General features: G+C 41.4%; 15 protein-coding genes. 10 read left to right on the top strand and 5 right to left on the bottom strand.

Going from position 1 to position 24,888, the window contains the following annotated elements:
- Positions 1–364 precede the first annotated feature (364 nt).
- The 8 genes from CC97_RS11300 (at position 365) to trpA (ending at position 13,911) form a co-directional block, all read left to right on the top strand.
- A complete protein-coding gene (locus CC97_RS11300; RefSeq protein ID WP_044975054.1) occupies positions 365–7,021 on the top strand; it encodes a SpaA isopeptide-forming pilin-related protein in 6,657 nt (2,218 codons plus the stop codon).
- A 472-nt stretch (positions 7,022–7,493) separates the two neighbouring features.
- Positions 7,494–8,960, top strand: coding sequence for an anthranilate synthase component I (trpE, locus tag CC97_RS11295; RefSeq protein WP_044975053.1), 1,467 nt, complete (start codon positions 7,494–7,496; stop codon positions 8,958–8,960).
- On the top strand, positions 8,957–9,523 hold the full coding sequence (locus tag CC97_RS11290; protein WP_044975052.1) for an aminodeoxychorismate/anthranilate synthase component II: 567 nt from the start codon (positions 8,957–8,959) through the stop codon (positions 9,521–9,523). The genes trpE and CC97_RS11290 overlap by 4 nt, the downstream gene beginning before the upstream one ends.
- A gap of 14 nt (positions 9,524–9,537) precedes the next feature.
- Positions 9,538–10,557, top strand: a complete 1,020-nt coding sequence (trpD, locus tag CC97_RS11285) for an anthranilate phosphoribosyltransferase (RefSeq protein WP_044975051.1) — start codon at positions 9,538–9,540, stop codon at positions 10,555–10,557.
- Positions 10,558–10,567: 10 nt separating this feature from the next.
- Positions 10,568–11,350 (top strand): indole-3-glycerol phosphate synthase TrpC, encoded by a 783-nt coding sequence (gene trpC / locus CC97_RS11280; protein ID WP_044975050.1) that lies wholly within the window; start codon positions 10,568–10,570, stop codon positions 11,348–11,350.
- Positions 11,347–11,952: a phosphoribosylanthranilate isomerase gene (locus tag CC97_RS11275; protein ID WP_044975049.1), complete on the top strand. Its 606-nt coding sequence runs from the start codon at positions 11,347–11,349 to the stop codon at positions 11,950–11,952. Before trpC ends, CC97_RS11275 begins: the two co-directional genes overlap by 4 nt.
- Positions 11,952–13,142, top strand: coding sequence for a tryptophan synthase subunit beta (trpB, locus tag CC97_RS11270; protein WP_044975048.1), 1,191 nt, complete (start codon positions 11,952–11,954; stop codon positions 13,140–13,142). The genes CC97_RS11275 and trpB overlap by 1 nt, the downstream gene beginning before the upstream one ends.
- Positions 13,135–13,911 carry a tryptophan synthase subunit alpha gene (gene trpA / locus CC97_RS11265; RefSeq protein WP_044975047.1) on the top strand — a complete coding sequence of 259 codons (777 nt, stop codon included), beginning with the start codon at positions 13,135–13,137 and terminating at the stop codon, positions 13,909–13,911. Before trpB ends, trpA begins: the two co-directional genes overlap by 8 nt.
- 162 nt (positions 13,912–14,073) lie before the next feature.
- Here the strand turns inward: trpA and CC97_RS11260 are convergent, their stop codons facing one another.
- On the bottom strand, positions 14,074–16,038 hold the full coding sequence (locus CC97_RS11260) for a hypothetical protein (protein ID WP_156036891.1): 1,965 nt from the start codon (positions 16,036–16,038) through the stop codon (positions 14,074–14,076).
- Positions 15,995–16,549: a hypothetical protein gene (locus tag CC97_RS11255; RefSeq protein WP_044975045.1), complete on the bottom strand. Its 555-nt coding sequence runs from the start codon at positions 16,547–16,549 to the stop codon at positions 15,995–15,997. Before CC97_RS11255 ends, CC97_RS11260 begins: the two co-directional genes overlap by 44 nt.
- A 516-nt stretch (positions 16,550–17,065) precedes the next feature.
- Between CC97_RS11255 and CC97_RS18900 the strand changes: the two genes are divergently transcribed.
- Complete coding sequence (locus CC97_RS18900; RefSeq protein ID WP_156036890.1) at positions 17,066–18,424, top strand: dockerin type I repeat-containing protein; 1,359 nt, start codon at positions 17,066–17,068, stop codon at positions 18,422–18,424.
- A 98-nt stretch (positions 18,425–18,522) separates the two neighbouring features.
- The gene (locus CC97_RS18895) at positions 18,523–20,139 is read left to right on the top strand and encodes an RICIN domain-containing protein (RefSeq protein WP_081850094.1); all 1,617 of its coding nucleotides are present in this window, start codon (positions 18,523–18,525) and stop codon (positions 20,137–20,139) included.
- Positions 20,140–20,271: 132 nt separating this feature from the next.
- Here CC97_RS18895 and CC97_RS11240 read toward each other — a convergent pair whose 3' ends face one another.
- The 3 genes from CC97_RS11240 to CC97_RS11220 form a co-directional block, all read right to left on the bottom strand.
- Positions 20,272–21,594: an AAA family ATPase gene (locus tag CC97_RS11240; RefSeq protein WP_044975044.1), complete on the bottom strand. Its 1,323-nt coding sequence runs from the start codon at positions 21,592–21,594 to the stop codon at positions 20,272–20,274.
- 811 nt (positions 21,595–22,405) lie between these two features.
- Entirely contained in the window at positions 22,406–22,939 is a 534-nt protein-coding gene (locus CC97_RS11225; protein ID WP_044975041.1) for a hypothetical protein, read from the bottom strand.
- A 189-nt stretch (positions 22,940–23,128) separates the two neighbouring features.
- Positions 23,129–24,628, bottom strand: a complete 1,500-nt coding sequence (locus CC97_RS11220; protein ID WP_044975040.1) for a dockerin type I domain-containing protein — start codon at positions 24,626–24,628, stop codon at positions 23,129–23,131.
- Positions 24,629–24,888: the final 260 nt, after the last annotated feature.

The raw sequence follows: 24,888 nt of genomic DNA, 5'->3' as shown, positions 1-24,888 counted from the left end.
TAAAAAGTTATATGTTAACGCCGGTCTATTGTGTACATTTAACAGAATTATCTCAAACTGCTTAAACGGTACAAAATTTAATTGAAATACGCCGCACTTTGTGGTATGATATAAAATACAATTATTATCGAAAGTGATGCAAAAATATGTAAAAAGCATGCGTTTTCACCGAGATAATCATTCAAAATATCTAACAGTAATACTCTACTGAGACAAGATGTGTAAAGTGCAGATGCTAACTGTTCTGCACTTCGGCAGAAACAGGAAACAGACAAAATTGATGAATGCTATGTATCAGGTGGGTGGTTACGATAAGATATTTATGGGTCAAAGCCCAAATAATCAGAGATGGAGGAGTTTGATTGTGTTTAATGTGATTGAAGAGATCCGAAACGCAGACAAGAAGAAAAAGCGTTTTCTGAGTGCGCTGACCGCGGCGTTCATGTCTTTCACAACACTTGGCAGTTCATTAAGCGTTTACGCAGACAGAGCTGACTCGATCAGTGAGATCGAAAATGTGACAGGCAATGCACAGAAAAAAGCCGAACTTCTTGACGTGCCGGATGCCGAAGACAAGTTCCTTGGCATGGCCGGAGACTTTACGATCTTCGTAAAGGACAAGTTCACGATACCTCAGCAGTCAGCTGATATCGAAGGACGAGTTGCCGCAGGCGGCGGTATTGAAAATGAAAGAGGTACTTACGATATCGGAAGCAAGTACACCGGCAAGGGTGCTACCGTTATCACCGGCGGAGGAAATATCGAGCAGATACTTCCGACTGCTGCCAACGGTGCGGAAAATAGAATATTTGCCGTTACTTCCGATACAAATATCAATAAAGATGACTATTCGCAGTATCTGAAGAATTTCTACATTGTCGATGACCTTATTGATTTTGATGCTGAGTTTGCAAAGGTAGAGCAGCTCTCAAGCGAGATCAAGGGCTATGAGCCTACAGGTGAACTTAAGGAACAGTGGGGTGCCTACAGTCTTATCGGTAAGGAAGACGGAGTAAATGTCTTCAACATTCCTGAAGGTGACTGGGAAGCATTCTCGAAGTCCAACTTCATTCAGATCTATGTTCCGGGCAAGATCATGGATCAGTATGTGTTCATCAATGTTCCGGGCTCAGGCGATCTTGACATGCCGCATTACTCACTTGAATTCGTTCAGTATGAAGCTGATTCCGACGGAAATCCGGTACTTGACGAAGGCGGTCAGATAAAAGTTCTTGACAAGCTCAACGTTCAGCAGGATTCAAGAAAAGAAGACGGTTCATTCACAGACAACATGCTGCTCTGCGGACACATCCTCTACAATGTTCCGGATGCTGAAAACATAAAGTACACCGGATCAATGCAGGGAAGTGTTCTTGCACCGAACGCCAATGTATCAGGTGAACTCGGCGGACACGTTTCAGGTTCAACAATATCAAAGTCAGCAGAAAGTTTTGGTATTCAGGCCGGCAGTATAACATTCAATCCGCCTAAGAAGGTAGTTAAGCCGGTTCCTGAAAAGCCGGTTTCAGAGATAACAGTAAGCAAGAAGGAGATCACAGGCGGTCCTGAGATCCCGGGCGCAGTTCTTGTTATCACACCTAAGGACAAGGATGCAGATCTTTCTGAAGTTACTTCTCCGAACAACAGTACTGAAAAGGCTGAAAAGGACAAGGTAACATTTACTTCAGGTGAAAAATCAACAACTATTAAAAATCTTCCTGACGGTGACTACGAACTCACAGAGCTCACTTCACCTGACGGATATACAGTAAATGCAGAAACAGTTCCGTTCACAGTAAAGGACGGCAAGGTTGAAACACCGGTCGAAATGATCGACGCTCCTTCAGAGGTTACTATCAGCAAGGTCGATGTAACAAATGAGAAGGAACTTCCTGGTGCGGAACTCACACTCACACTTGAAAAGTCATCAAAGACTCCGAACATCAAGCTCACTGATGTAAAAAAATCAGGCGATGCAAAGTTCGAACTTGAGGACAATGATACTACTATAAAGTGGGTATCAACAAATACTCCTGCAGTTTTCGGAAAACTCCCTGACGGTGAATACCGACTCAAGGAAGTTTCAGCACCTGCCGGATATCAGGTAACAGCAGACGTTAAGTTTAAGATCGTTGACGGTGTTGTCGAATCATCAGTGGCAACAGTAACAAGTCCTGAAGACAGCGTGGTTGATTCAAAGACAAACTTTGTTGTTATGAAGGACAAGGTGGAAGAAGTTCCTCCTAAGCCTGAATCAAAGATCAGCGTAAGCAAGAAGGCGATCAACGGCACTGAAGAGCTTCCTGGTGCAGGCCTTACAATTGAACTTGTCAAGCCGGCCGATGAAGCAGATTCATCACTTACAGAAGTTACAGTAAGCGGCGGTGCAAACGACGCAGTTTCAGGTGCAAAGACAGTTAAGTTCACATCAGGCAAGACACCTGCTGAAATTACAGGACTTCCTGACGGTGACTACACACTTACTGAAACAACTTCACCTGACGGCTACACAGTAAACAACGAAACAATAAAGTTCAGCATCAAGGACGGCAAGCTTACTTCAGGCGATGAAGTAACAATGCTTGACAAGCCTTCCGAGATCAGCATAAGCAAAATGGAAGTAAACGGTTCGGCCGAGATCCCAGGCGCAGAACTTACACTTACACTTGTTGAAGCTGCACACCAGCCTGCTTCACTCAAGGCTCAGGTAAATGACACTGTAAAGGCAGCAGCTGCTGACAATACAGCAGTAAAGTGGACATCAGGAACAAAGCCTGTAGTTCTTACAGGACTTCCTGACGGTAAGTACACACTCACAGAAACATCAGCTCCTGACGGCTATCTCGTAACAGAGAGCATTGACTTTGAGATCGAAAACGGACTTCTCAAGTCAGACGACAAGAACGTTGACGCTGAAGGCGGCAAAGTCGTTATGAGAGATGAAGTTTCAAAGATAAAGATCAGCAAGAGAGACATCAACGATACAGAGGAACTTCCGGGTGCAACTCTTAAGATCACGCAGGATGAAGGAAAGACAGATCTTCTCGGCGTTAAGGTCGAAGCTGCTTCCGGAAATCCAACTGTTTCAGCAAAGGAGATCACATTCGTTTCCGGAGAAACAGAAACAGTTTTAACAAAGCTTCCTGACGGTAAGTACACTCTTACTGAGATCACTTCACCTGACGGATATACTGTTAATGAAGAATCAGTAAAATTTGAAGTAGTAAACGGAAATGCAGTCGGCGGCAACATCGTAAAGATGCTTGACAAACCTTCTTCCGTTACAATAAGCAAGTCTGACGTAACTGGCGATGAGATCCCAGGCGCAGAACTTACACTTGAACTTATAAAGCCTGCAAAGAATGAAAAGGCAACTCTTGAAGATCAGATAAACGATACTGTAAAGGCTGCAAATGATGCCAAGACAGCAGTAAAGTGGACATCAGGTACAAAGCCGACAATTCTTTCAGAACTTCCGGACGGCGATTATAAGCTTTCCGAAACAGTTGTTCCTGACAGATATCAGGTAACTGACAGCATTCAGTTCACTATTGAAAACGGTAATGTAAAGAACCTGGCAGGAAACAAGATCGTAATGATCGACGAGCTTTCTGAAGTAACAGTAAGCAAGAAGGCTATCAACGGAACTGAAGAACTTCCGGGTGCTAAGCTCACGATTGAACTTAAGGAAGCTGCTGAAAAAGGCGCAGGTCTTAAGGATATCAAAGTCGGCGGCGGTGCTGTAGATGCTGTTTCTTCTGAAACAAAGGTAGTATTTACTTCAGGCAAGACAGCAGCAGTTCTTACAGGACTTCCTGACGGTAAGTACACACTTACTGAAACAACTTCACCTGACGGATATACATTAAGTGATGAGACCATCAGCTTTGAAGTTGAAAACGGTGTTCTCGTTTCAGGTAAAGAGGTCGAAATGCTCGACAAGCCGTCTGAGATCGAGATCAGCAAGAAGGCAATAAGCGGTGCTGATGAAGTTCCGGGTGCAAAGCTCATGCTTACACTTGTAAAGGCTTCAAAGACAACTGACACAACACTTGAAGATGCGATAAAGAAGACTGGTAACAGTGCTATCACACTTTCAGAAGATTCAAAGCGTGCAACAGTATGGACAACAGCTGATGCCCCTGTAAAATTCAAGGGACTTCCTGACGGTGAGTACAGACTTGAAGAAAGCGTAGCACCGGACGGTTACACAATTACCGATTCAATAAGCTTCGTTGTTGAAAACGGTGTAGTTAAGGAAAATGCTGAAAACCTCGTTGAAATGCGTGATGCGCTTTCAGAAGTTGAGATCAGCAAGCAGTCAGTAGCAGGCAAGGAGATTGCCGGAGCAAAGCTGGAACTTACTTCACTTGACAAAAAGGACCTTAGTAAAGTAAAGGCTAACGTATCACCTTTCAAATACGTAAACACAATAGTTGAAGGATTCGATGGTTCTGATGGTGAAACATATGTTGCAGGAGTATCCTGGACATCAGAAGCAGATAAAACGGCAGTTCTTACAGGACTTCCTGACGGTAAGTACAAACTCACTGAAACACAGGCTCCTGAAGGATACACTATTGCAGAATCCATCACATTCACAGTTGAAAACGGCGTAGTTACAGGTTATCCTGACGGTAAGATCGTTATGATCGATGCTGAGGAAGTACCGAGCGAAGTTGTAATCAGCAAAACAGATATCACAGGCAAGGATGAGATCCCGGGCGCACACCTCAGACTCATTCCTTCAGATAAAAAGAATGACTTAAGCAAGGTAACTGCTTCTGCGGAAGCTGAGATCCTTAGCAGTGCAGTTTCATGGGTATCAGGCAAATCACCTTTCGTACTCAAGGGACTTCCTGACGGTGATTACACTCTTGAAGAGAGCATCGCACCTGACGGATTCAAGGTAACAGACAGCATTAAGTTCACTCTTAAGGATGGCGTAACAGTTGGTATCGACAAGAACCTTATCGTTATGAAGGATGCTCCTTCAGAAGTGAAGATCAGCAAGAGAGATATCAACGGAACAGAAGAGATCCCGGGAGCTGTTCTTACAGTTAAGCTCGTAACTCCGGAATCAAACAGCGCAACACTTGAAAATGTACAGGCTGACGGTGACGTTAAGCTTACAAAAACAGAAAATTCAGTATCATTTACTTCAGGCAAGGCACCTGTACTTCTTACAGGACTTCCGGATGGTAAGTATGAACTTACTGAGACACGTTCACCTGACGGTTATACGCTCAGCACAGAATCTGTTTCGTTTACAGTAAAGGATGCTGAACTCGTCGGAGACGCAGATACAGTTGTAATGACTGACACTGAGTCAAAGATCATGATAAGCAAGATGGACATGGCAATGAGCGAAGAGATCCCGGGTGCGACACTTACTCTTACACTTAAGCAGGGCTCCAAGAATGAAGCTGCTGATCTTAAGAAGGCAGCTGCTGGCAACACAGGTCTTAAGCTTGTTGAAGGTTCAGAAAACAAAGCAGTAACATGGACTTCAGGAAACAAGGCGTTAATGATCGAAGGACTTCCTGACGGTGACTACGAACTTGCTGAAAATGTTGCTCCGGACCGTTTCACACAGTTCACAGGCAAGATCAGATTCAGCATCACAGACGGTGTTATCACAGCCGATACAGCAACAGCTCCTAAGCCGAACGAGGGAAGAGTTGATACTGACAACAACAGAGTTATCATGCTCGACGAGTTCTCAGAGATCGCTGTAAGCAAGACTGATATCACAGGCAAGGAAATACCAGGCGCAGAACTTAAGATCACATCTGCAGACAAGAAGGATCTTACATCAGTAACATCTGAAACAACTAAGATAAAGACTGAAGGTTCATCAGTTTCATGGACTTCCGAAGCTGGTAAGACTGCAGTTATAAAGGGACTTCCGGACGGTAAGTACATTATCGAGGAAACACAGGCTCCTGACGGCTACAAGCTTACGGAATCAGCAGAATTTACCGTAACAAACGGTATTCCTTCTGCAGCATCAGTTGTTATGAAGGATGAATATTCTGAAGTGGTTATAAAGAAGACTGATGTTGCCGGCACAGAGATAAAGGGTGCAAAGCTTACACTTACAGTTAAGGGCAATAAGACACCTCTTACAGGAGTTAAGGTAAGCGGCGGCGCTACTGACACTGTCAAGAGCGCAGACAGCATCTCATTCATTTCAGGTGCTAAGGAAACAACTATTACAGGTATCCCGGACGGTGATTATGTTCTTACAGAAACACAGGCACCGGAAGGATATGAGATCTCAGAATCGATCTCATTCACTGTTGAAAACGGCGTTGTAAAGGGAAGAACAGACAGCGTTATCACAATGATAGATGCTCTTGCTCCTGTAGTTACAACAACAGTTACTACAACTGTAACAACAACAGAGGCTACAACAGTAACGACACCTGAGGAAACAACAGTAGCTACAACAGTTACTACACCTGAAGCAACAACAGTTGCCACAACAGTAACAACACCTGAAGAAACAACAACAGTTACTACGACTGTAACAACAGAAGCTACAACAGTTACTACTACTGAGGCGACTACTACAGCTGCCACAACAACAGTAACTACAACTGAAGCAACAACTCCGGCAGTAACAGCCCCTGATCTTATCTTCACAATGGGTCCGGCTAATACAGGTATTCCTGTAACAGATGTTACTCTGACTGAAACAACAGTTACAACAACAGAGGAAACTACTGAAGCCACAACAGAGGCTACTACTGAAGAAACTACAGAAGAAACAACAGAGGAAACCACTGAAGCCACAACAGAAGCTACTACTGAAGCGACAACAGAGGAAACAACAGAAGAGACAACAACTCTTCCTGAAACAACACCTGCTGAAACAACATCAGTAACAAAGCTTACTGCAAAGAGCGTTTCTTCAACACCAAGCACAGGCGACGGCAGAAGCACAGCAATCGCTATGATATTCATGGCAGGCTCTGCACTTTCAATGGCCTTTGCTTTAAAGAGAAAGAATAAGTGATCACTGATCAGGGTTTTCCGGTTCAGTGAAAAGAATTCCGGTGTTTTTTACCGGAATCCACAGTAAAAAATCCCGTCGGTCTTCCTGAGACTGACGGGAATTTTTTGCATAAAACCTATTGACAAGCTGTGACTTTGGTGATATAATGAACACATTGAAAACCGTTGACGCGGAGATAAAGCTAGTTATGCTTCTACAGAGAGTCCGGGTAAGCTGAGAGCCGGATGAAAAACAGGTTAGCAAATGGACCGCTGAGGGCGCAGTCAAATGGATCATCTGATCCAGAGTATTCGGCGACGTTACGATGTGCGTTAAGCATCAGGGATATGATAGTATCCTGTTAAGTGCGCAGCATAAGGCTGTGAATCAAGGTGGTACCGCGGATAATTTATTCGTCCTTGACAGATTTTTAACGAGTCTGTCAAGGACGTTTTTGTTTTTGCAGACAAAAGATTTTCGGAGGTGCTTTTCAATGAATTTTTTACCTGATTTTGAAACTGTGAAAGGCTATGCTCAGAGCGGAGAGTACGACATTGTTCCGGTAAGCCTTGAGATCCTTTCAGACATTTGCACGCCTATCGAGGCGATAAAAAAGCTCAAGAGTATTTCCACTCACTGCTACATGCTCGAATCAGTAGCGGAAAAGGAAAAGTGGGGACGCTACACATTTTTAGGATTTGATCCGAAGCTTACGATCACAGCATCCGGCGAAGATCTTACCATCGGAGATGTGAAGATGAAGACCGATGATCCGGCTGTTCAGATAAGACAGGTGCTTTCAAACTACAGAAGCCCGAAACTCGACTATCTGCCTTCATTCACAGGCGGTCTTACCGGTTATTTCTCATACGATTTTCTTTCCTACAGGGAAAAGTCGCTGAGAATAGATACCGAAGATACTGAAAACTTCAAGGACGTTGACCTTATGCTCTTTGACAAGGTCATCGCATTTGACAACTTCCGTCAGAAGATAATCCTCATCGCAAACATGCGTCTTGAGGAAGGCGAGGCCGGATACAACAAGGCAAAGCTTGAGATTCGTCAGATGGCTGATATCCTTAAAAACGGCACACCGAAAAATGAGCCGGCAGGTCATCTTAAGAGCGAAGTTACACCGCTTTTCAATGAGGAGCAGTACTGTGAAATGGTAGAAAAGGCAAAGCGCCACATTTTTGAGGGCGACATTTTCCAGATAGTTCTTTCCAACCGCTTAAGTGCTGAATATGAAGGAAGCCTTTTAAATGCCTACCGCGTATTAAGAACAATAAATCCTTCACCGTACATGTTTTACTTCTCAGGAACAGACGTTGAAATAGCAGGTGCTTCACCTGAAACTCTTGTAAAGCTTGAAAATGGTGTGCTCCACACATTCCCGCTTGCAGGCACACGCCCGAGAGGAAAGACCGATGCCGAAGACAAGGCTCTTGAAGCTGATCTTCTTGCCGATGAAAAGGAACTCGCAGAACACAACATGCTCGTTGATCTCGGAAGAAACGACCTCGGCAGAATAAGCAGGTTCGGCACAGTCGAAGTTGAAAAGCTTCACAGCATTGAACGCTACTCACACGTAATGCACATCGGTTCAACAGTACGCGGCGAGATACGTGATGAATTTGACGGACTCGATGCGGTAAGCTCAGTTTTACCGGCCGGAACTCTTTCAGGTGCTCCGAAGATCCGTGCCTGCGAACTTATAGCAGAACTTGAAAACAACAAGCGCGGCATCTACGGCGGCGCCATCGGATATATCGACTTCACCGGAAATCTTGATACGTGCATTGCAATACGTATCGCGTACAAGAAAAACGGCAAGGTGTTTGTAAGAAGCGGTGCCGGCATCGTAGCCGACTCTGTACCGGAAAAGGAATATCAGGAGAGCATAAACAAGGCAGCAGCCGTTGTAAATGCACTTAAGCTTGCAGAGGAGGCAGACTTATGATACTTCTCATTGACAACTACGACAGCTTTTCATACAATCTTTATCAGCTCATCGGCGAGATCGAGCCGGATATTAAGGTCATCAGAAACGATGAAATGACAGTGGAGCAGATCGAAAAACTCGCTCCTGACCACATCATCCTTTCACCTGGTCCGGGACGTCCGGAAGATGCCGGCGTTATAATCGAAGCGGCAAAGACGGTCTGCAGAAAAATACCGACACTCGGTGTGTGCCTCGGCCATCAGGCGATATGTGCAGCCTACGGTGCGACGGTAACTTACGCAAAGGAACTCATGCACGGCAAGCAGAGCGTAATAAATTTCATGAACGACTGCCCGCTTTTTAAAGGAATAGATGAAGGTGCTCCGGTAGCCCGCTATCATTCACTCGCAGCCGATCCTGCCACAATGCCTGACTGCCTCGAAGTTACAGCTCTTGCAGACGACGGCGAAGTAATGGCAGTAAGACATAAGAAATACCCGATATTCGGCGTTCAGTTCCACCCGGAATCCATAATGACTCCGGACGGAAAGATAATGTTAAAGAATTTTATTGATATGTGATAGAGGTGTAAAAAATGATCAAAGAAGCAATCGTAAAGATAGTAAATAAAGAAGACCTCACCTACGATGAGGCATATACAGTAATTTCCGAGATAATGTCCGGCCAGACTACTCCTACACAGAACGCGGCATTTCTCTCAGCTCTTTCAACCAAGAGCACAAAGGCTGAAACCATCGACGAGATCACAGGCTGTGCAGCAGCAATGCGTGATGCTGCAACAAAGTTCGAAAACGACGACGATCTTTTCGAGATCGTAGGTACCGGCGGCGACAACTCAAACAGCTTCAACATTTCCACTACTTCAGCAATGGTCATCGCTGCTTCAGGAGTACTCGTTTCCAAGCACGGCAACCGTGCGGCTTCATCAAAGTCCGGTACTGCGGACTGCCTCGAAGCGCTCGGAGTAAACATTGCTCTTGATACTGACAAGTGCCGTGAACTTCTCGACAAAGCCGGTTTCTGCTTCTTCTTTGCCCAGAAGTACCACACATCAATGAAGTACGTTGCACCTATAAGAAAGGAACTCGGTTTCCGTACAGTGTTCAACATCCTCGGACCTCTTACCAATCCTGCCTGCCCGAAGCATCATCTTCTCGGCGTTTACGACAGCATTCTTCTCGAACCTGTTGCCGAAGTTCTCATGAAGCTCGGTTCAAAGAGCGGTATGGTAGTTTACGGAACTGAAAAACTTGATGAAATATCACTCAGTGCACCTACTAAGGTCTGCGAATACAAGGACGGCTGGATGAAGAACTACGTTATCACACCGGAACAGTTCGGCTTCGAACGCTGCAGCAAGGAAGATCTTCTCGGCGGCGATCCTGCGGAAAATGCGGCTATAACACGCGGTATCCTTTCAGGCGAGATAAAGGGACACAAGAGAAATGCAGTTTTACTCAATGCCGGTGCTGGTATCTACATCGGCGGAAAGGCCGCTTCTATGGAAGAAGGCGTAAAGAAGGCTGCCGAACTTATCGATTCCGGCAAGGCTCTTGCAGTTCTCGAAAAGGTAAAGGAAATTTCAAACAGCTAAGGAGCGGGACATGACTATTCTCGACGAACTTGCTTACCATGCGGAAGAACGTGTGGCTGAAGCAAAGAAAATACATCCTTTCGAAGAAGTGAAGGAAAAAGCTCTTTCGCTTCCGAAGGGAAACTTTGAATTTGAAAAGGCGCTTAAGAAGGATGATATAGCATTCATCTGCGAATGCAAGAAGGCATCTCCTTCAAAGGGCGTAATTGCGGAGGATTTTCCGTATCTTAAAATAGCGAAGGAATACGAGGCTGCCGGTGCCGACTGCATTTCAGTTCTCACCGAACCGAAGTGGTTCCTCGGCAGTGACGATTATCTCCGCGAGATAACGGCAAACGTGAATATTCCGTGTATCCGCAAGGATTTTACAGTGGATCCGTACATGATCTACGAAGCAAAGCTCCTCGGTGCGAAGGCAGTGCTCCTTATCTGTTCCATTCTTTCCGAAGAACGGATACGTGAATACATGGGCATATGCGATGAGCTCGGAATTTCCGCACTTGTTGAGACTCACGATGAAAACGAGATCGCCATGGCGGTCCGCTGCGGTGCAAGACTTATCGGTGTAAACAACCGCAACCTGAAGGATTTTTCAGTCGATACAGGCAACAGCCGCAGAATGCGTGAGCTTGTTCCCGAAAACATCATCTTTGTTTCCGAGAGCGGGGTAAAATCAGCTGAAGATATATCAGAACTCAGAAAATCCGGCGTAAATGCCGTTCTCATCGGTGAAACACTTATGAAGGCAGAAGACAAGAAGGCGAAGCTTGCGGAATTAAAGGGTGGAAAATGAGTACGAAAATAAAAATGTGCGGACTTTCAAAACCTGAAGATATCGCATTTGCCAATGAAGTAAGACCGGATTACATCGGTTTTGTTTTTGCGAAAAAAAGCAGCCGTTATGTCACACCGGAAAAGGCGGCAGAGCTTGCAGCAAAGCTTGATAAAAGTATTGTACCGGTTGGAGTTTTCGTTGACTCGGACTTTGAAGAGATCATGCATACCGTAAATCTCGGATCGATCCGAATAGCTCAGCTTCATGGAAATGAGCCTGTGGAACTGGTAAAACGCCTGCAGGAAAACGGCGTTCCGGTCATCCGCGCTTTTCAGATAAAATCAGAGGATGATGTAAAAAAGGCCGAAACCTCATGCGCCGATCATATCCTCCTCGACTCCGGAAAGGGAAGCGGACTTACCTTCGACTGGTCCGTTCTTAAAAATGCGAAAAGGCCGTATTTCCTCGCCGGAGGTCTTGATCCGAAAAACGTATCCCGGGCAGTAAACGACCTTCACCCGTACGCAGTAGATGTAAGTTCGGGGCTTGAAACGGATGGGGTAAAGGATAAAAACAAGATGATAAAATTTGCAGAAGCAGTAAGAAAGGAAAGATTTTAATGTCACAGTCAAAAGGACGTTTCGGCGTTCACGGCGGTCAGTACATACCTGAAACACTGATGAATGCCGTTATCGAACTCGAAAGTGCATATAACAAATACAAGGATGATCCGGAATTCAACAAAGAACTCACGGAACTGTTAAATAACTATGCAGGAAGGCCGTCACTTCTCTACTATGCGGAAAAGATGACAAAGGATCTCGGCGGAGCTAAGATCTATCTTAAGAGGGAAGACCTCAACCACACAGGATCACACAAGATCAACAACGTTCTCGGTCAGGCACTTCTCGCCAAGAAAATGGGCAAGACACGTCTTATAGCTGAAACAGGTGCAGGTCAGCACGGTGTTGCAACTGCAACTGCTGCCGCACTTCTCGGAATGGAATGCGTTGTTTTCATGGGCGAGGAGGACACAAAGCGTCAGGCACTCAACGTTTACCGTATGAGACTTCTCGGCGCTGAAGTTATCCCTGTAACAGCCGGAACAGCAACACTCAAGGATGCAGTTTCCGAGGCAATGCGTGAATGGACAAAGCGTATTTCCGATACGCATTACTGCTTAGGTTCCGTAATGGGACCGCATCCTTTCCCGACTATCGTCCGTGATTTTCAGGCTGTTATTTCAAAGGAAGCACGCGCTCAGATACTTGAAGCTGAAGGCAGACTACCTGATGCTGTCATCGCCTGCGTAGGCGGCGGCTCAAATGCCATCGGAAGCTTCTATAACTTCATTCCAGATGAAGGTGTTCGCCTTATCGGATGCGAGGCTGCCGGAAGAGGCATCGATACATTTGAGACGGCAGCTACAGTAAACACCGGACGCATCGGTATTTTCCACGGCATGAAGTCATACTTCTGTCAGGATGAATACGGTCAGATAGCTCCTGTTTACTCCATCTCAGCCGGACTTGACTATCCGGGCGTAGGTCCTGAACATGCACATTTACACGACATCGGCCGTGCAGAATATGTTCCGGTAACAGATGACGAAGCAGTAAATGCATTTGAATATCTTTCAAGAACAGAGGGAATCATCCCTGCAATAGAATCATCCCACGCCGTTGCATACGCAATGAAGCTTGCTCCGACGATGGATAAGGACAAGATCATCATCATCACTATTTCAGGCAGAGGCGACAAGGACTGTGCTGCCATTGCACGTTACAGAGGGGAGGATATCCATGAGTAAGATAAGAAATGCGTTTGCAGACGGAAAGGCATTCATTCCGTTCATCACATGCGGTGATCCTGACCTTGAAACAACTGAAAAGGTAGTACGTGCAGCAGTTGAAAATGGCGCTGACCTCATCGAACTCGGTATACCGTTCTCCGATCCGACAGCTGAAGGTCCGGTAATCCAGGGTGCGAATATACGTGCGCTTGCAGGCGGTATCACAACTGATAAGATCTTTGATTTTGTAACTAAGCTCCGTAAGGATATCACTATCCCGCTGGTGTTCATGACATATGCAAATGTCGTATTCTCATACGGTGCTGAACGTTTCATGAAGCGCAGCAATGAAACCGGTATCGACGGCATCATCCTTCCTGATCTTCCGTTCGAGGAAAAGGAGGAGTTTGCTGACGTTGCGGCAAAATACGATGTTGACCTCATCTCTCTCATCGCTCCGACATCCGCCGACCGCGTTGCCATGATTGCAAAGGATGCGACAGGATTTATTTACGTAGTTTCAAGCCTTGGTGTTACCGGTATGAGAAGCGAGATCACAACTGATCTCAGTGGCATAATAAAGGTCATCCGCGAAAACACCGACGTTCCGTGTGCCGTAGGTTTCGGTATTTCAAGACCGGAGCAGGCCGAAAAAATGGCCGCCCTTTCAGACGGCGCCATCGTTGGTTCAGCAATAATCAAGCTCCTCGAAAAGCACGGAAAAGACGCAGCTCCGTATGTTGGCGAATATGTAAAGTCAATGAAGGACGCTGTAAGGAAAGCATGAGCAGAAAAATTTAATAAATAATCAGAAACAGCACGCCGCCGGCGTGCTGTTTCCGTATATGGTCGTTAATGAATTTTTACTCGTTCCGAAACTATGTGTCAAATATGCACTGCCTTTAATAACTGAAACTGAAGTTCCATCAATTTACCGTGTTTATAGGTATTACAGCAGCATGAGATATGATATTGAATAAAATTCGGTTTGTGGGTTGGTGAACGGAGCAAGGTTATCAGTAAATTTTTTGAGAGTTTTAAAAGCTTTGTCGTTATTGTTTTCGTAATCGTCATGTGTTTGACTGCATAGTAGATCTGCACCTTTTCTTGCTCTGTCAATTAATTTTTGAATTAACATTGCTGTATCCGGGTCATCGTTAATGCTCTTATGCTTATTCGATTCATTAAGTCGCATTATAATGAGTATAATGTAGATTGTACATTGAAGTAACGGTGAGAAACTGTTCAATTCTATGTTTTGCCAACTGCAAGGTTTGTTCTCTTTTTCCAGTGTTTTTAGCTTTTTAAGAAAGTCACGACAGTAAGGTTTAAGTTCTTTTCCAAGTTCAGAAAGGGCAGAATCAGCTGCAGCTTCTGCTTCGTGTTTTTTTGTTGGTTTTGTATTCATAAACTGTTTGATTTTTATTTCTGTAATCAGAAGCTGAATGTTAATTTTGTATTCGATAAACGGTATATTGAATATCTCGCCTGAGTTATCTGTAAAGAGTTTTTTATTGAATTGTGCAGCCGCCTCCAGGTAACTGATGCCGTTATCCGGTTCGCTTTTTGAATCAATCATGTTTTCAATATTTTTTATAACTCCTATAAGTATAAGTGTCTTGATATATGACTTATTGCACAGCAATCTATCAGCTTTTGGAGTTTTATCATAAAGTTTTAAAGCTAAATCGAGTTTTTGCTTTGCTGTTTTCAAATCTTCGTTTCTTGTGTCTATCTTTTGGACAGCACGTCGTATATAAATGTGTGCATAGGTGGTTAATGAGAGAACAGGAGAGCTTGCCCCAAGTTTTTCGTCATCATATAATTTCATTCGTGTGTCGTATGCTTTTTCTATATATTCCAGAGCTTCATCAAAATCATTGATGATGTTTTTTATCTGAGCAAGATTTGTGTAAACTAAGGATAGTTTGCGCTCTTTGTTTTCAATAATAAGCGATTTTCTGTTCTTTAATGTATGCTCAAAAAATTTTTCAGCATATGAAAGATCATAGGCTTTCATCATTACAAAAGCAAGGTCATTCTCTGCAGAATTTATCAGCCATTTTATATGCTCTCTATAGTCACCTGAATAATTTTTTTCTCTGGTTTTCAGTTCGTTGATATATTTGTAATATACATTGATGGAAGCTTTGTATTGGTGGGTGAAAGAATAATATATGCCTTCCTGATGCAAGAAATTAATGGTTTCAGGTATTTCCTGTTCTATTTGCATTTTCAGCAAATTCCTGTTATTTATCGCGTCTTTTGACATATCATTTGAATCCAGAACGGAAACCAAAGGAAGTATTTTTCCCAGATATTTTTTTCCTTCATCGAAATAATAGCTAAAGTTCATTTGATCTTTCTTTTTCCAATAGTCTATAGCGATTGCATTATAGAGACGCAGAATATAAAGACATACAGATATATCTTCTAACCGATTTTCATATTTAGCAGCATTTATTGAAGCAGTACATATCTCTATAGCCTCATGGCTGTTATTATTTATATTGAATAATTTTTGCTTTTCCTTATGTACTGCCAAAGCATATTTCAATATTTTTTCAAGACGTATTTTAGATAGTGTTCCGGTTCGTTTGCCTCGGGATTCAATAAAATTCTCCCATTCATAGTTAAAAAGAACTTCAGCACCTTTGTAATCTGAAATGATGTTTGTGCGTAAAAGTTCTGCATCGGTTTTAACCTCTTCAGAGAGCAGTGTTACGAGTTTGTCAAATTCTTTTGCGGCATCAGAAGGATCAATGGCCTTTTCTGATTTGTTCTTATGCGGTTTAACCTCATCCCCGCGTAATTCTCCGAATAGAGAGACTATAGTAAGTAATGTATAGGCGTAGTAAGGATCTTTGCTGTTAATGGTTTGTATCCTGTTTTTCAGGTTGTTTTGCCGAGGCAAGATCATAACTGCACAGTTTTTCTACAATGTCATGAATCACTTTGTCAGGATTATTGTCAGTTGAACATAGTTTATTTGTTTTACAGGCTTCATTTATTTTGATTTTCAACTGATCTGTGATTTGGTTACGAATACGCATCAGATAGCATTGGTTAAGAGAATTTTCGTCATCGGACATCAGAAATTTTGCAAGTCTGTAACGAAATTCAGGGTAGACTGTTGATGTTCTCAGAATAAAAAATCGCTGATTTTTATCTGTTCCATTGTCTGGAATGCCAAAGGAATTTAAATCGTTTATAAGGTCTGTTATATTTTCTTTTGCCTGGTCTGTTGTGAGTTCAGTTTTGATTGCTTCTAAAGGGGCGTTAAAACATAGTCCAAGCCATTCAACCAATTCCTTGTTAATTTGACGTCTGTTAAAAAGCTTATTGACAAGAAACCAATAGGTAGCCGAAAATGAAAATCTTTTTGGTTCTTTATTTTCATTTTTAATCTGTTCTTTTTTCTCCATATAAGCCTCCAAAAATACTATCCTATATTCTAATATTCTTATTTAATTTTATCACATTGATTTTGTGAATTCAATGATTTAGCTATATCGTACCTCAATGCTACATACTGATTACTGATTTTCCTCCTTTTTTTACCTGTCCATTATTTTTTAGAAATTTGTCTTGTAACCCTATTGAGGGTCCATTTTTTTATCTATATAATAGGAGTCAGTTAAGAAATACAATATTATGGATGATAGATACCGGCTAATAGTTTATGTTGTGATGACATGGTAAATATTAATCTGTATTTTATTTTTCATAATATATCTGAAAGGGAACGGTGATTATTATGTTAGTAAAAAAAATTATTAAGTGTACTGGTAATGTTGTGTATTCTTTTTAACACGGCAAATTTAAGCAGTCTGGAAGCGGCTACATTTGAAGATATTAATCAGTCTTCTGTTTTTATAACGCAGAACACTAATTATACCTGTACTCTTGCTGCTGCAACTATTCTTCTCAGAAGAACCGCGATGATGCGTGGCGACAGCGACTGGGGTACCATTACGGAAAATGCAGTCAGGAGTACAGCATGGCTTGAAGGCGCTGGTTTATTTAACAGTTTTGAATATAAAGGTATTGTAATTAAGAATCGTAGATTCAATTCAGGAAGAGCTGGATTAATCAGTCTTTTAGAAGAACATCCTGAAGGAATTGTGATTTACAGATCAGGCATCCATGCTATGGTATTGACCGACTATACTGATGGTATTTTTTATCTTGCTGACACAGGTGGTTTTGGTCCTGCTTATACAAGGTTTCCTGAAACTCAAATGGCTCAAAATGCAAATTCAGGTCTTACAATAGATAATGTTGATCAGATTTGGTACGTGGAATCGCCTGATGTAAGTATTGTATCTAATGATTTAACTGTATCTGCGGGATATTCAACTTCAAACACTGAATTCTCATGGAATCAGGTTGAAAACGCTGATTATTATAACTTAAGAATATGGAAAGACAAGCTTTGGGAAGGAGATGATTTTAAAACAGAATGGGATTGTAAAGATACTAAATGTGATTTAAAGCTTCCTTCCGGGACCTATTTCGCATACGTAGATGTAGTTTACCCTGATGATTCGTATAAAATGACTAATGTAGTTGAATTTAAGGTTGAAGATGGAACATTATTATATTTTGAACAAGGTAACTCCTCTGCGGAGACTGTGTTCTCATGGAATTCTGTCGATGGGGCATCATCGTATGATTTGAAAATCTGGAAAGATCATAAAGTATGGGATGGAGAAGCATATCATATAGAATGGGGGATTACCGGTACCGAATTCAGCACAGTTCTCCCTGCTGGTAAATATGAAGCATATTTAGATACAACCAAAAACGAAGAATATGTAAAGATGAGTAATATTATTTCATTTGAAATAAAAAACGGTTCGAAACTGAGCGTTGAAACTGGCACGGAGAATCAAGCAACATCATTTGAGTGGAATAGTATTCCAAATGCGAAATCATTCAATTTGAAAATCTGGAAAGATAAATTATGGGATGGTGATTCTTACTTTGAAAAAAGTAATTTAACTGAACTGTCTTATGATGTTTTGCTTCCTAAAGGATATTATGAAGCTTATGTTGATTCTATTTTTGATGATGATACCTATAATATGAGTAATGTGATTAAATTTACAATAGAAAAGAACTCTTTAAAAGGTGACTGTAACAACGACGGAACAATATCTGCAGCTGACATAGTTGCACTAAAAAAATGGTTACTGAACATAGAAGGTGCAGAAATTAATATTGATACAGCTGACTTCAATCAGAATGGCTCTGTTGACATACTTGACTTTATTATGTTAAAAGCTCATTTTTTATAATGATATCTATCGACTAATAGTTTATGTTGTGATGGCGTGGTAAATATTAATCTGTGTCTTATTTTCCATAATATATCTGAAAGGGAACGGTGATTATTATGTTAGTAAAAAAATTATTAAGTGTACTGGTAATGTTGTGTATTCTTTTTAACACGGCAAATTTAAGCAGTCTGGAAGCGGCTACATTTGAAGATATTAATCAGTCTTCTGTTTTTATAACGCAGAACACTAATTATACCTGTACTCTTGCTGCTGCAACTATTCTTCTCAGAAGAACCGCGATGATGCGTGGCGACAGCGACTGGGATACCATTACAGAAAGTGCGGTCAGGAGTACAGCATGGCTCGAAGGCGCTGGTTTACTTAACAGTTTTGAATATAAAGGTATTGTAATTAAGAATCGAAGATTCAATTCAGGAAGAGCCGGATTAATCAGTCTTTTAGAAGAACATCCTGAAGGAATTGTGATTTACAGATCAGGCATCCATGCTATGGTACTGACCGACTATACTGATGGTGTATTTTACCTTGCTGACACAGGTGGTTTTGGTCCTGCTTATACAAGGTTTCCTGAAACTCAAATGGCTCAAAATGCAAATTCAGGTCTTACAATAGATAATGTTGATCAGATTTGGTACGCGGAATCGCCTGATGTTAATTTGGATTCTCCTTTTAATAACTACACAAAAGCTGATCTTGGATCTGAATTTTATGCTTCCATTTATAATTCATCATTAGATGTTGCATTATCATTTGATGAGAGTAATGTATATGGAGCCAAATCCAATGATGGTGATGAACATCTCTGGAAATTTGTAAAGCAGTCAGATGGCGGATATACAATCACAAATAGAAAAAGCGGATTAAGTCTGGATGTGTCTAATTACGGAACATCAGGAGGAACCAACATTCAACTTTGTGAATTTTCCGGCAATTCAGCTCAGCAATTTTATATTTATAACGCAGGAGACGGATATCTCATTAAACCTAAGTGTTCGAATTTAGTGTTTGATCTTGAAACGTTTAATAACTTTAATCTGGCGACATATCCTTTGGATGAAAATCTCGAAAACAAAAAATTTCTGATAAAGAAATACTATTGTGATAATAAATTATCAGACTTCGGTGATGAGTTTGATGCGTATATTTACAATCGCAAATTAAAGCGTTATTTGACTGAAAATGGGTTCAATGTTTCAGGTGAAGAAAAATCAAATCTGGAAAACCAAATATGGCACTTTACGAAAAACTCTGATGGTGGATATTTTATTAAAAATAAATCATCATCATTAAATATGGATGTGTTAAACTTTGGTTCTGAAAACGGAACGAATATACAGCTCATAGATCCTGTTAATAATCTGGCACAGTTATTCTACATATACGAATCCCATGATGGTTTCATATTCCGACCTGCTTGTTCAGATCTTGTATTTGATCTTGAAAAATTTAACTCATACAATCTGGCAACATATGAACTTGATGATTATTATGACAATAAAGAGTTCAGTATTATTAAGCTGACAGATGAAGATATAGTGTTAGGTGACTGTAACAACGACGGAACAATATCTGCAGCTGACATAGTTGCACTAAAAAAATGGTTACTGAACATAGAAGGTGCGGAAATTAATATTAATGCTGCTGACTTCAATCAGAATGGCTCTGTTGACATACTTGATTTCATTATGCTAAAAACTCAGTTTTTAGCATGATATCAAAAATTATAATTTGATTACTATTGTTTAATTATTCACAAATCATTTTTTATATAACAAACGGCAGCACACCGATCGGTAAGATCGGCGTGCTGCCGTTTTTCGATTGCACCGAAGGTGCTACCATTTTTAATTGCAGAATTTACTTACTGCATAAACTGGATAAACTCTTATATTATCGTAATTATTGAAGTTTTCAAGTGAAACTCTTATTCCGTATTTACTTGACGGATGAGTTTCAAGAAAACTGTGCATGCTTTGCATACTGCCTTTTCCGGCTGCTTTTACTTCGACAGGTATGACAGTGTTTTCTTTTATGATGGCATAATCTATTTCAGCATTTGCACCACTTCTGTACCAGTAGTGAAGGGAAGATTCAGTGTACGGATTTGTGTATTTTATTATTTCAAGTCCGGTCTGCATTTCTACAACGTTTCCCTTGTTCATCTCATCAAAGATATCGCTGCTGAGGAGTTCATATGTATTAAGACCGCATACGGTAAGATAGATACCAGTATCAAATAACAGCAGTTTTTTATTGGTTTCCTTTTCACAGCTGCCAAGCGGGATAGTGTCGCACGATGATGCCTTTACCGGATAAACAAGTCCGGCTCTTCGGAGAAGATCTATTCCGGTATCAAAATAGTATGCACTTATTCCTTTTATTGCCGATGATGATTTTGTCTGTCCGCATACATTGTGAACAGCATAGTCAAATACTTTTCTGATAATATCGGCAGGCACATCTGAACGGTATTTATTAAAATCGTCGATGAAGTTTGTTATGATATCTCTGTGTATCTGCTGGCAGTTAAACAGACTTCCGGAATCAATATATTCTGCTATCGCCTCCGGCATGCCACCTACAACAAGAAAAGTTTTATATTCACTTATAAGCTGTTCATGAGCCGGATTGTCAGTGTTACCATCATGTTGTTTCAGATAGTCTGCAAGAATTTCCTTTTTGGTACCACGAAGATATTCCGTGAAAGAAAAAGGATACATGAAAATACTTCTCACACGTCCGACAGGGAAATCTATTGTTTCTTTTTTTACGCCTTTTCCGTTTAAGACAAATTCAAGAAGGGATCCGGCGGCGATAACATGCAGTTCCGGCATATCTTCGTAAAAGTATCTCAGAGCAGTAACAGCTCGTGGACATTCCTGTATTTCATCAATAAACAAAAGAGTTTTCCCAGTGGTGATTTTCGATGAGAAAAAAAGTTCAAGTTTGATTATGATCGCCTTTATATCAAAGTTACCTTCAAACAGGCTGCAAAGTTCACTGTGTTTTTCAAAGTTGATTTCAATATAGTTTTCGAACTGTTCTGATAGATGTCTTATCGCAGACGTTTTTCCGCACTGTCTTACTCCACGGAGAATCAAAGGTTTATGCTTTTTTTCTTCTTTCCATTGCTGCAGTGTTTTGTCTATATCACGTTGTATATACATGGCGAAACTCTCCTTAAAATCAGTAGTTACCTATATTATATCACATCATTTCGAAATTGCCAAGCGGAAAACAGCACTTTACTTCAAAATTGCCAACCGAAAAACAGTGTTCTATTTTGAAATTGCCAATCGAAAATCAGCAGTTCATTTCTAATTTGCCAATCCAAAACATGGAGATGGTTTCGTATATGGTCGTTAATGCAGTTATTATTCGTTCCGAAAGGAGTTTCAGGTATAATGTCTTATTAGACTTTTCATTTAGAATTCTGAAAGAATTATTTTTCTTTCACTACTTAGACAAGCTAATGCCTGATTTATCTCACCTGTTAAAGAAATTTGACAAAATGCTCTGATTATAATATAATGAGTATCAGATGTATTATCACTATCAACAACTTAAGAATCCAATATAAAGCCATGGTATAATGCACAAAATCATTTTTTAAAGTTTGTACACAATACCACTTGGCAAATGTAAATACCATCATTGGCTCTTTACGTGAAGAATTTGCAGAAGCTGTCTTCTCATCTCCGATCAAAAGAACGTTAAAAATAAATAGGATTATGAACGAAATCAAACGTTCCGTTGTTCCTGTACGTCCTGATGACGGGAAGACGCCAAGAAATAATAATTCAAGAAAGGTTAAATATCATCACAACAAAAGATCCAATCTATAGGGTTCTTAAGTTGTTGATAGTGATGAAAATTCGATATAAATTGTATATAGTATAACAACAAAACGGCAGAATACTGATCGTTATGATCAGTGTTCTGCCGTTTTTTGATTGCACCGCAGGTGCCACTTTTACTTTAGAAAACAGTTCCTGTAAGTACTCCCCAGTATGCACCTAAGGCTGCTGCATTTTCCAGACGCTGATTATGCTGTTCTGTTTCAAAGAGATTGATCGCTTCTTTCAGTGTATCGGCGCGTCCGTTCTGCACATAAGTTGCGATTTCACTGATACAGAAGGAAGAACGGTAATCCATAGGAAGCCATGAAAGATTTGAATCATTCTGCATGCCCTGATACTTTTCTTTGAGTTCTTCTATTTTGATCAGGCATTCCTTTGCACGCTGAAGACGCTTATATACAGCAACGAACGGAATTACTCCGAGCACAACATTAAAAAGTCCATCAAGGTGTTTATCCGCCACAATAACAGCGAATCCGTATAAAACACAGAGAACTGCTATTATCAGAAGTATGATCAGTCCAACTCCGATCTTCTTTTTCTTTTCTCTTTCTTCGTGCAGTTTACCGACTTCTTCTTCAATCAGGCTCATCTGCTGTGCAATTGGTAATGCTGCGGATATATTCTGTATTAATGTTTCTCTTTCATTCATGATTAAATCACCTTTTTCCTTCTTTTTAAGCTCAGATTATTCTTTTTCAAGTACTCTTTATCTGCTGATCTGCAGTCCGGAGACCGGGGATAGTTTTATTTTATTACGGCAGCATGCTGATCGTTTTGATCAGCGTGCTGCCGTTTGAATTTACTGTTTAGTGCATTGAACTGATAAATCTCTGATTTATCAGAACTCTGTGATCTTCTTTGCAATAAACTGTCTGATAGCAGCAAGGTCAGTAAGAGTTATCTTGCCGTCCTTGTCAACGTCTGCACGCTTTACGAACTCCTCAGGAAGTTCCTCTTTGTCAACAAGTGCGATAGCAAGTTTTGAAAGATCGGAAATGTCGATCTTTCCGTCGCAGTTTACGTCGCCCAAAGTCAGATCTGGCTCTGTTACAACAGCAGAAGGTGCTGCTGTTGGTGTGACTGACGGAATAACGGAAGGCTCTGATGACGGTGCGACCGATGGTTCTGCTGAAGGATTGGCGGATGGCTCAGTAGATGGTTTTGGTTCAGTTACTGTGCCCTTCGTTTTGCCGGCTTTAAGGTCTTTGAACATCTGATCAAGGTCAGCGTAATCAAGTTCCGAATCCTGTACCAGATCGGCGTTCTTAATGCCTTGTTCGGTAGGATCATATTCTACACGTGATACGTCTTTTGCGATGTATTCCCAGAGCTGGATCGCATCGCCGATATCAAACTGGTTGTTGCAGTTGAAATCCCCTGTGACAGGCGTGAATCTTACATAATCTTTTTCGGTAACCGGAAGAAGGTTCTTACCGTTGATATAATTCATGATTGTATCTACATCTTCCTGTGTAATCCCTGTACCCGGATTGAAAACATCAGCGTTTCTTAAACCCTGGGCAGTAACATAATTGGTTATTCTCACTGCATTAGGATTATCGGCTTTTCTTATTCTAAAATCTTCGACCTGATTGATAAGATTCTGCATTTCAGATACATCGAAAATGTCAACCACACCGTCACAGTTATAGTCACCGTATTCCGGCTCTGTTGTGATCTCAAACTTCATGTGGTCAGTGTAGACGTTGAGCAGAGGATTTTTACAGTCATATACTTTCCCATGGAATCCTGAAAGATAATCAAGCATATACGGTAAAGGATATTCGCCCATACCATTGCCGACCGGGCTGGTATGTTCTACGTTAATGTAGTATTGCCACCATGTCAGGGAACTCGTATCAGGAATAATATCCGGATTTTCAGCATATTCCAGCATAAGATTGAAATCATCGAAGTCAACATCGCCGTCACGGTCTGCATCTCCTTTTACTCCACGTTCGCCGTCTTCTGTTTCTTCTGGGTCTCTTTCAAAACGTATCACTTTATAATCATCAGTCGGGAGTTCACTGACTGTACCGGCAAGGTATTTTATCAGTGCGGTTATATCGCCCGTGGAAAGCCCCGGCCATGTGTCCGTGTGTGCGTTTATTTCACTCTGAGAAGTTATCGGATTAGCTTCCGGATCCCTGAAATAATCTGTGATGCACTTCAGATCATTTATATTAACGATGCCGTCGCAGTTGACGTCTCCGTAAAGCGACGCTGTTTCTTCCGCCTTTACTGTGTGGTTAGTAGTCTCATATCTGCCGAAAGATGCAGGTACACCTGCTGTTAATGAAAGCGCTAATACTCCTGCTAAAACTCTGTTAGTTTTCATAATTGAAACCTCCGTAATAAATCGTTATAATTTTTCTAACTCTTTTTTGTTTTTCTCAGATGCGCATCCGGAATTTTGAAAGAATTATTTATCTTTCATTACTTAGACAATCTTCCGGTGAATTTGTCTCACCCTTTTTTAAATTTTTTTGAAAGATTGTTTTCTGTGTTCTGAAAGCTTTATTGTTCTTTCATTACTTAGACAACCTTCCGGCTGATTTGTCTCACCTGTTTTGAAAATATTTTTTTGACAATGATACC

The sequence above is a fragment of the Ruminococcus sp. HUN007 genome, from assembly GCF_000712055.1.
Taxonomy (GTDB): domain Bacteria; phylum Bacillota; class Clostridia; order Oscillospirales; family Ruminococcaceae; genus HUN007.
Note: the sequence above shows the minus strand (reverse complement) of the source record. Positions and strands in the feature narration are given on the sequence as shown.

What these genes read in the sequence shown, in the direction of transcription:
- CC97_RS11275 (WP_044975049.1), top strand. Translation starts at nt 11,347, where the DNA reads ATGAGTACGAAAATAAAAATGTGCGGACTTTCAAAACCTGAAGATATC.
- CC97_RS11255 (WP_044975045.1), bottom strand. Translation starts at nt 16,549, where the DNA reads ATGGAGAAAAAAGAACAGATTAAAAATGAAAATAAAGAACCAAAAAGA.
- CC97_RS18900 (WP_156036890.1), top strand. Translation starts at nt 17,066, where the DNA reads ATGATGCGTGGCGACAGCGACTGGGGTACCATTACGGAAAATGCAGTC.
- CC97_RS11220 (WP_044975040.1), bottom strand. Translation starts at nt 24,628, where the DNA reads ATGAAAACTAACAGAGTTTTAGCAGGAGTATTAGCGCTTTCATTAACA.
- trpA (WP_044975047.1), top strand. Translation starts at nt 13,135, where the DNA reads ATGAGTAAGATAAGAAATGCGTTTGCAGACGGAAAGGCATTCATTCCG.
- CC97_RS18895 (WP_081850094.1), top strand. Translation starts at nt 18,523, where the DNA reads ATGTTAGTAAAAAAATTATTAAGTGTACTGGTAATGTTGTGTATTCTT.
- CC97_RS11290 (WP_044975052.1), top strand. Translation starts at nt 8,957, where the DNA reads ATGATACTTCTCATTGACAACTACGACAGCTTTTCATACAATCTTTAT.
- trpC (WP_044975050.1), top strand. Translation starts at nt 10,568, where the DNA reads ATGACTATTCTCGACGAACTTGCTTACCATGCGGAAGAACGTGTGGCT.
- CC97_RS11225 (WP_044975041.1), bottom strand. Translation starts at nt 22,939, where the DNA reads ATGAATGAAAGAGAAACATTAATACAGAATATATCCGCAGCATTACCA.
- CC97_RS11240 (WP_044975044.1), bottom strand. Translation starts at nt 21,594, where the DNA reads ATGTATATACAACGTGATATAGACAAAACACTGCAGCAATGGAAAGAA.
- trpD (WP_044975051.1), top strand. Translation starts at nt 9,538, where the DNA reads ATGATCAAAGAAGCAATCGTAAAGATAGTAAATAAAGAAGACCTCACC.
- trpB (WP_044975048.1), top strand. Translation starts at nt 11,952, where the DNA reads ATGTCACAGTCAAAAGGACGTTTCGGCGTTCACGGCGGTCAGTACATA.
- trpE (WP_044975053.1), top strand. Translation starts at nt 7,494, where the DNA reads ATGAATTTTTTACCTGATTTTGAAACTGTGAAAGGCTATGCTCAGAGC.